The sequence below is a fragment of the Pseudomonas putida genome (assembly GCF_028682175.1).
GTDB classification, from domain to species: domain Bacteria; phylum Pseudomonadota; class Gammaproteobacteria; order Pseudomonadales; family Pseudomonadaceae; genus Aquipseudomonas; species Aquipseudomonas putida_AD.
In genome coordinates this window covers 1-6,450 of record NZ_JANHKS010000095.1, presented here as the reverse complement: position 1 = coordinate 6,450, position 6,450 = coordinate 1, and the positions used below count along the sequence as shown (strand labels likewise).

Here is a 6,450-nt window from a genome sequence, read left to right as displayed (position 1 = left end):
CTCTTCCGATCTCCCGCGACGGCGGCGTGTCAGTCAGCATCACTGTCTCTGACACGCCGCGGTCGCGGGCAAGCGCGCTCCTACAGGATTGGCGTTGCATTGGCGTTGGCGTTGGCGTTGCGTTGTTGGCGTTGCGTTGGCGTCACAACGCCCGGGCGATGATCTCCTTCATGATCTCGTTGGTCCCCGCATAAATCCTTTGCACCCGCGCATCGGCCCAGGCCCGTGCGATCGGGTATTCCCACATGAAGCCGTAGCCGCCGTGCAGTTGCACGCATTCATCGAGCACCTTGCATTGCAGGTCGGTGGACCAGTACTTGGCCATCGCCGCCGTCGGCACGTCCAGCTTGCCCTCCAGATGAAGTTCCAGGCATCGGTCGATGAAAGTCCGCCCGATCTGCACTTCGGTGGCGATTTCAGCCAGCTTGAAGCGGGTGTTCTGGAAATCGGCAATCGCCTGACCGAACGCCTTGCGCTCGCGGGTGTAGTCCAGCGTCCACTGCAACGCAGCCTCGGCCGAGGCAATCGCGCCGATCGCGACGGTCAGGCGCTCTTGCGGCAATTCCTGCATGAGGTAGGCGAACCCCATCCCAGCCTGCCCCAACAGGTTCTCCTTGGGCACTCGTACGTCCTGGAAGAACAACTCCGACGTGTCCTGGGCCTTCATGCCGACCTTATCCAGACGCTTGCCCTTCTCGAAGCCCGGCGTGCCCGCCTCCACCAGGAACAGACTGGTGCCCTTGGCGCCCGCCTTGGGATCGGTCTTGGCGACCACGATCACCAGGTCCGCCAGAAAGCCATTGGTGATGAAGGTCTTGGAACCGTTGATGACGTACTCGTCGCCGTCCAGCACAGCGGTGGTCTTCACCCCTTGCAGGTCGGAGCCTGCGCCCGGTTCGGTCATGGCGATGGCCGTGACCAGCTCGCCGGAGACCATTTTGGGCAGGTATTTGAGCTTCAGGGCCTCACTGCCGTAATGCAGGATGTAGGGGGCGACGATGTCCGAGTGCAGCGAGAATCCGATGCCGGTCAGGCCCAGGCGGTAGATCTCTTCGATCACCACGGTGGTGTAGAGAAAATCCGCCGCCATGCCGCCGTAGGCTTCCGGCAGGTGCGAACACAACATGCCCTGCTCCCCCGCACGGTTCCACAGGCTGCGGTCCACGTGCCCCTGCTTCTCCCATTGCGCATGAAACGGCGCGGCGTGCTGTTCGAGAAACTTGCGCACGCTGTCGCGGAAAAGCTCGTGCTCGGAGCTGAAAAGCGTTCTTGGGAGCATGGGACACCTTGGCCTTGAGGAATTGTCGGACACTGCGAGTTCCAGAGCCTATGCCGTGCCGATTGACTTCAACACTGGACACATCCGACAAAAAATAAGACGATCACGCCGTTGCATGACCACTTTCCCTTATAAGAACAACAGATTATGTCTATTCAGCAAACCGTGCCGTTGCGGCGCGTCAGCATCCTCGCGATCGACGGGATCTTCGCTTCCACCCTCACCCAGGCCAAGGACTTCTTCCACCTGGCCAGCCTGCGCTACGGCAAGCAACTGGGGCAGGGCCTGAAGGCCGCGTTCGAAACCCGCCTCGTCAGCCCTGACGGGCAGCAGGTGCGCAGCTTCAGCGAAGTCGTGCTGCCGGTGGACGGCGCTCTCGAAAACGCCGACATCATCATCCTGCCCGCCTTCGTCGACAACTTCGACACCCTGCGCCAGCGCTATCCACAGATCCTGCCATGGCTGCGCGAACAGCACGCCAAGGGCGCGGTGCTGTGTGGCGAAGCCAGCGGCGTGTTCTGGCTGGCCGAAGCGGGCCTGCTCGATGGCAAGGAAGCGACCACCTACTGGCGTTTCTTCAACGAGTTCGCCGAGCGCTTCCCTAAAGTGCTGCTCAATCAGGAAAAGCACCTGACCGACGCTGACAACCTGTACTGCGCAGGCGGCACCATCTCGGCGTGCGACCTGTACATCTACCTGATCGAGCGTTTCTGCGGTCCCAACGTCGCGCAGACGGTGGCACGGGACATTCTCTATGAAGTGCAGCGCAGCTACGCGCCGGGGCGAATGGGGTTCGGTGGGCAGAAGCTGCACCAGGACGTGATCATCCTGCAGATCCAGCACTGGCTCGAAGAGCACTTTGCCGACAAGTTCCGCTTCGAGGACGTGGCCCGCGAGCATGGCATGAGCATTCGCAATTTCATGCGCCGCTTCCAGACCGCCACCGGCGACAAGCCGCTGCATTACCTGCAACGCCTGCGCATCGAGACGGCCAAGGGCTTGCTGTCAGGCTCGCGCAAGAGCATCAAGACCATCAGCTACGAAGTGGGCTACGACGACGCCAGCTTCTTCGCACGGCTGTTCCGGCAACACACCGACCTGTCGCCCAACGAATACCGGCAGCAGTTCCAACAAGCCGCCTAAAAGCAGTTTCAAGCGGCAAGCCACAAGCGGCAAGCGGGATCGGCGCAGCTTCCCCGTAGCAGCACGGCTTGCCGGCGGGAGCGATCTTTCGGACGCCCCCGCCGGCAAGCCGTGCTGCTACGTGACAAGCGGCGCGCCCTCTTGCAGCTTGCCGCTTGAAACTTGGCGCTGCTTCTAGGGCTTGTGCGCGCGGGACAGGAACTCGTGGGACTGCATTTCCAGCAGACGGCTGAGCGTGCGCTGGAATTCGAAGTTCAGGCGGCCGCCCGAATACAGGTCCTTCAGCTCGACTTCCGCCGAGATGATGAGCTTGACGTTGCGGTCGTAGAACTCGTCCACCATGTTGATGAAGCGGCGGGCGATGTCGTCGGTGGCGACGCTCATCTGCTCCACGCCACTGAGCAACACGGCGTGGAAGATCTTGCCCAGTTCGATGTAGTCGTTCTGGCTGCGCGGGCCATCGCACAGTTCGCGGAATTCGAACCAGGCCACGTCGTCGCAGGTACGCAGGGCCTTGATCGGACGGTTCTCGATCATCAGCACGTCGTTCTCGACCGCCTGGGTGCATTCCGGAGTCAGTGCACGGAAGCTCTTGCGCAGGCTTTCGTGGGCGACTTCGTTGAGCGGGAAGTGGAACAGCTCGGCCTGTTCCAGATGGCGCAGGCGATAGTCCACGCCGCTGTCGACGTTGACGATGTCGGTGTTCTGTTTGATCAGCGCAATGGCCGGCAGGAAGCGCGCACGTTGCAGGCCGTCCTTGTAGAGGCCGTCCGGCACGATGTTCGAGGTGGCGACCAGGGTCACGCCATTCTTGAACAGCTCTTCCATCAGCGTGCCGAGGATCATGGCGTCGGTGATGTCGGAAACGAAGAATTCGTCGAAGCAGATCACCCGCGCTTCGCCTGCGAATTGCTTGGCGATCAGGGTCAGCGGGTTCTTCTCGCCCTTGAGGTTTTTCATTTCCTCGTGCACGCGCTTCATGAAGCGGTGGAAGTGCGTGCGCATCTTGTCCTGGAACGGCAGCGCTTCGAAGAAGGTGTCGACCAGGTAGGTCTTGCCACGGCCTACGCCGCCCCAGAAATACAGGCCCTTGATGACCGTCGCATCTTTCTTGCCGAACAGTTTGCCGAACAGGCCCGGCTTGCTTTCGTGGGCCGCGACCAGATCGTCGTACAGGCGCTGCAGATGACGCACAGCGTTTTCCTGAGCGGCATCGTGGAAGAATTCAGGTTTCTTGAGGTCGTTCTGGTAGCTTTCTAGGGGCGTCATGGTCTTTAGCTAGGGAGCAAAAACGGGCCGACACTGTAGCGATGGCCCGTTGTAATGGCAATTAATCCTGTTGTGGCGCCAGGGCCAGTTTCAGGGCTTCGATGGCGGCGTCGCGGCCCGCGGCATCGGCGAATGCCGGGCTGTCCGCCACGCACGCACCTTCCAGCCAGACCGTGAACGCGCTGCCTTCTGTCCGAATGTCCAGCTTGCCGCCTTGCTGCAGCTGCTTGGTCACCGCACCGGCTGCCTTGCCGTCGGCGAAGTTGCGCGACAACAGCAGTTGCTCGCCATCGGCCGCCAGCAGACGGAAACGGAAGCTGCCGTCGTCTTCACGGAAGCTGACGAAGCGCGCGCCCTTGCTGGCCTTCTTCTTGGTCGCGACCACGGTTTGCGCTGCCTCGCGGAACGAACGCAGGCCAACCGCTTCGCGCAGCTCACCCAGGAACGGCGTGGCGATACGGCGGGCCTTCTGCGCACCAGCCAGCAGAATGTCCTCCAGATCGGCCGGACGTTCAATCAGACGATGGTAGTTCTCGCGGGCCTCGCCCAGCTCGCTGTCGAGCAACTGGAACAGGCGCTGTTTGGCATCGCCCCAACCCAGGCCTTGCAGCAGGTCGGCGCGGAACTCGTTGCTCTGCTCCTTGCTGGCGAACGCCTGGTACAGGGTGAACAGGTGCGAGTTGTCCGGATCCTTCGCTTCGCCCGGCAGGCGCGAATCGGTAACGATGCGCGAGATCGCCTCCTTCATCTCCTTGGCGCTGCTGAACAACGGGATGGTGTTGTCGTAGCTCTTGGACATCTTGCGACCGTCCAGGCCCGGCAAGGTCGCCACGCTCTCCTCGATCAGCGCCTCGGGCATGACGAAAAACTCTTTGCCCTTGCCGAACAGGTGGTTGAAGCGCTGGCCGATGTCGCGGGCCATCTCCACGTGCTGGATCTGGTCGCGGCCGACCGGCACCTGATGGGCATTGAACATCAGGATGTCAGCCGCCATCAGCACCGGGTAGCTGAACAGGCCCATGGTGATGCCGGCGTCCGGGTCTTCACCGGCTTCGACGTTCTTGTCCACCGAGGCCTTGTAGGCGTGGGCGCGGTTGAGCAAGCCCTTGCCGGCGACACAGGTCAAAAGCCAGGTCAGCTCAGGGATTTCCGGGATGTCGGACTGGCGGTAGAAGGTCACGCGATCCACATCCAGGCCGGCGGCCAGCCAGGTCGCGGCGATTTCCAGACGCGAGCGCTGGATGCGCAGCGGGTCATCGCACTTGATCAGGGCGTGGTAGTCGGCCAGGAAGTAGAACGAATCGGCGTCGCTCTGGCGGCTGGCGACGATGGCCGGGCGAATGGCGCCCGCGTAGTTGCCCAAATGAGGCGTGCCGGTGGTGGTGATGCCGGTCAGGATACGAGTGGTCATGGCTAGTCGCTTATTTTGGGTGCTGCGATCAGTTCGAAAGGCGCGGCAGGACCAGATCCTTCAGATCGGTCAGCTTGCCGTGGAAAAAGTGTCCGCATTCTGCCACTTTCAGCAGCTCATGGGGGCGCGAGAGTGCGTCGGACCAGGCATATACCAGTTGCGGGTCGACCACTTCGTCGGTTTCCGGCTGGATCAGCGTCAACGGCCCGTTTTGCGCCAGCGCGCTCGGGTCGGCAATGCGCATGACAGCGGGTGCGACCATGAACAGATGCGCCAGGGTTTCGCCCTTGGCTTCCAGACGCCCGCCCAGGGTTGCCGCAACAAATCCGCCGAAGGAAAAACCGAACAGGGTCATGGGCAGATCGGGGTGTTTTTCACGCAGCCAGGTGGCGGCGGCTTCGGCATCATCGACCTCGCCCTGGCCCATGTCGGAACTGCCGGCACTTTGACCGACGCCGCGATAATTGAAACGCAAGGTAACGTATCCTGCGTCACGGGCTGTGCGCTGCAGGGTAGAAATCACTTTAATGAGCATCGTGCCGCCCTGAACCGGGTTAGGATGGCAGATCAGCGCCACGCCCTTGGCCCCTTCCAGGTCAAGGTACAGGGCTTCGAGTTGGCCCACTGGGCCGTCGATGAATACAGGGGTTTCACGCATGAGCAAGAATGAACTCCGTGACCTTCAATTGGGTCGACTCGTCTAGCTGATTGTCTGTGGCTGGCATGTTGGCGACGCGTCGCCGCTATACAGCGCAGGTTCGAGCCGTTAACGTAAAGCAAAGCCGTTTATAGAGGAAGGACTCGTGGATTACTCGCTCTTAGTTTGGTTGCTGCCGACCATTGCCCTGGTCGCCGGTGTCGCCATCGGTTTCTTCGTGGCGCGTGCGCTGCCCAATGCCGCGCCTAACAGCACTCAGCGCCAGCTGGATGACGTTCAGGAGCGTTTCGACAGGTATCAGAACGAGGTGGTCACCCACTTCAACAGCACCGCGAACCTGGTTCAGAAGCTGACCCAGAGCTATCAGGAAGTCCAGGAGCACCTGGCCGAAAGCGCCAACCGCCTGGCCACCGACGAGTTGACCCGTCAACGTCTGCTGGCCGCCCTGCACCCGGACTCGATCCAGACCCCGCGCGACCGCCTGACCCCGCCACGCACCGCCGCCGAGCCGCCACGGGACTACGCCCCGAAAGCGCCGAACACCCCCGGCATGCTGGACGAGCAATACGGCTTGAAGAAGTAACACTCGCTAAAACAAAAAGCCCGCCCCGGAGATGATCCGCGGCGGGCTTTTTTGTTTGTGGGAGCGAACCCAACCCCGTAGCAGCACGGCTTGCCGGCGGGAGCGAT

The 6,450-nt window shown here is 61.8% G+C and carries 6 protein-coding genes; 2 read left to right on the top strand and 4 right to left on the bottom strand.

Annotated elements, in window-relative coordinates:
• Positions 1 to 142: 142 nt before the first annotated feature.
• Positions 143 to 1,279: an acyl-CoA dehydrogenase family protein gene (locus tag NPS29_RS28485; protein ID WP_274136819.1), complete on the bottom strand. Its 1,137-nt coding sequence runs from the start codon at positions 1,277 to 1,279 to the stop codon at positions 143 to 145.
• A 246-nt stretch (positions 1,280 to 1,525) separates the two neighbouring features.
• Here NPS29_RS28485 and NPS29_RS28480 point away from each other — a divergent pair, with 246 nt between their 5' ends.
• On the top strand, positions 1,526 to 2,422 hold the full coding sequence (locus NPS29_RS28480) for a GlxA family transcriptional regulator (RefSeq protein WP_274136821.1): 897 nt from the start codon (positions 1,526 to 1,528) through the stop codon (positions 2,420 to 2,422).
• A 174-nt stretch (positions 2,423 to 2,596) separates the two neighbouring features.
• On the opposite strand, the gene zapE is transcribed toward NPS29_RS28480, so the two are convergent.
• The 3 genes from zapE to NPS29_RS28465 form a co-directional block, all read right to left on the bottom strand.
• A complete protein-coding gene (zapE, locus tag NPS29_RS28475) occupies positions 2,597 to 3,691 on the bottom strand; it encodes a cell division protein ZapE (RefSeq protein WP_274136817.1) in 1,095 nt (364 codons plus the stop codon).
• A gap of 61 nt (positions 3,692 to 3,752) precedes the next feature.
• Positions 3,753 to 5,102: a tryptophan--tRNA ligase gene (locus NPS29_RS28470; protein WP_274136815.1), complete on the bottom strand. Its 1,350-nt coding sequence runs from the start codon at positions 5,100 to 5,102 to the stop codon at positions 3,753 to 3,755.
• A 28-nt stretch (positions 5,103 to 5,130) separates the two neighbouring features.
• A complete protein-coding gene (locus NPS29_RS28465; RefSeq protein WP_274136814.1) occupies positions 5,131 to 5,760 on the bottom strand; it encodes an alpha/beta hydrolase in 630 nt (209 codons plus the stop codon).
• A 145-nt stretch (positions 5,761 to 5,905) separates the two neighbouring features.
• Between NPS29_RS28465 and NPS29_RS28460 the strand changes: the two genes are divergently transcribed.
• The gene (locus tag NPS29_RS28460) at positions 5,906 to 6,343 is read left to right on the top strand and encodes a YhcB family protein (protein ID WP_274136812.1); all 438 of its coding nucleotides are present in this window, start codon (positions 5,906 to 5,908) and stop codon (positions 6,341 to 6,343) included.
• Positions 6,344 to 6,450 lie beyond the last annotated feature (107 nt).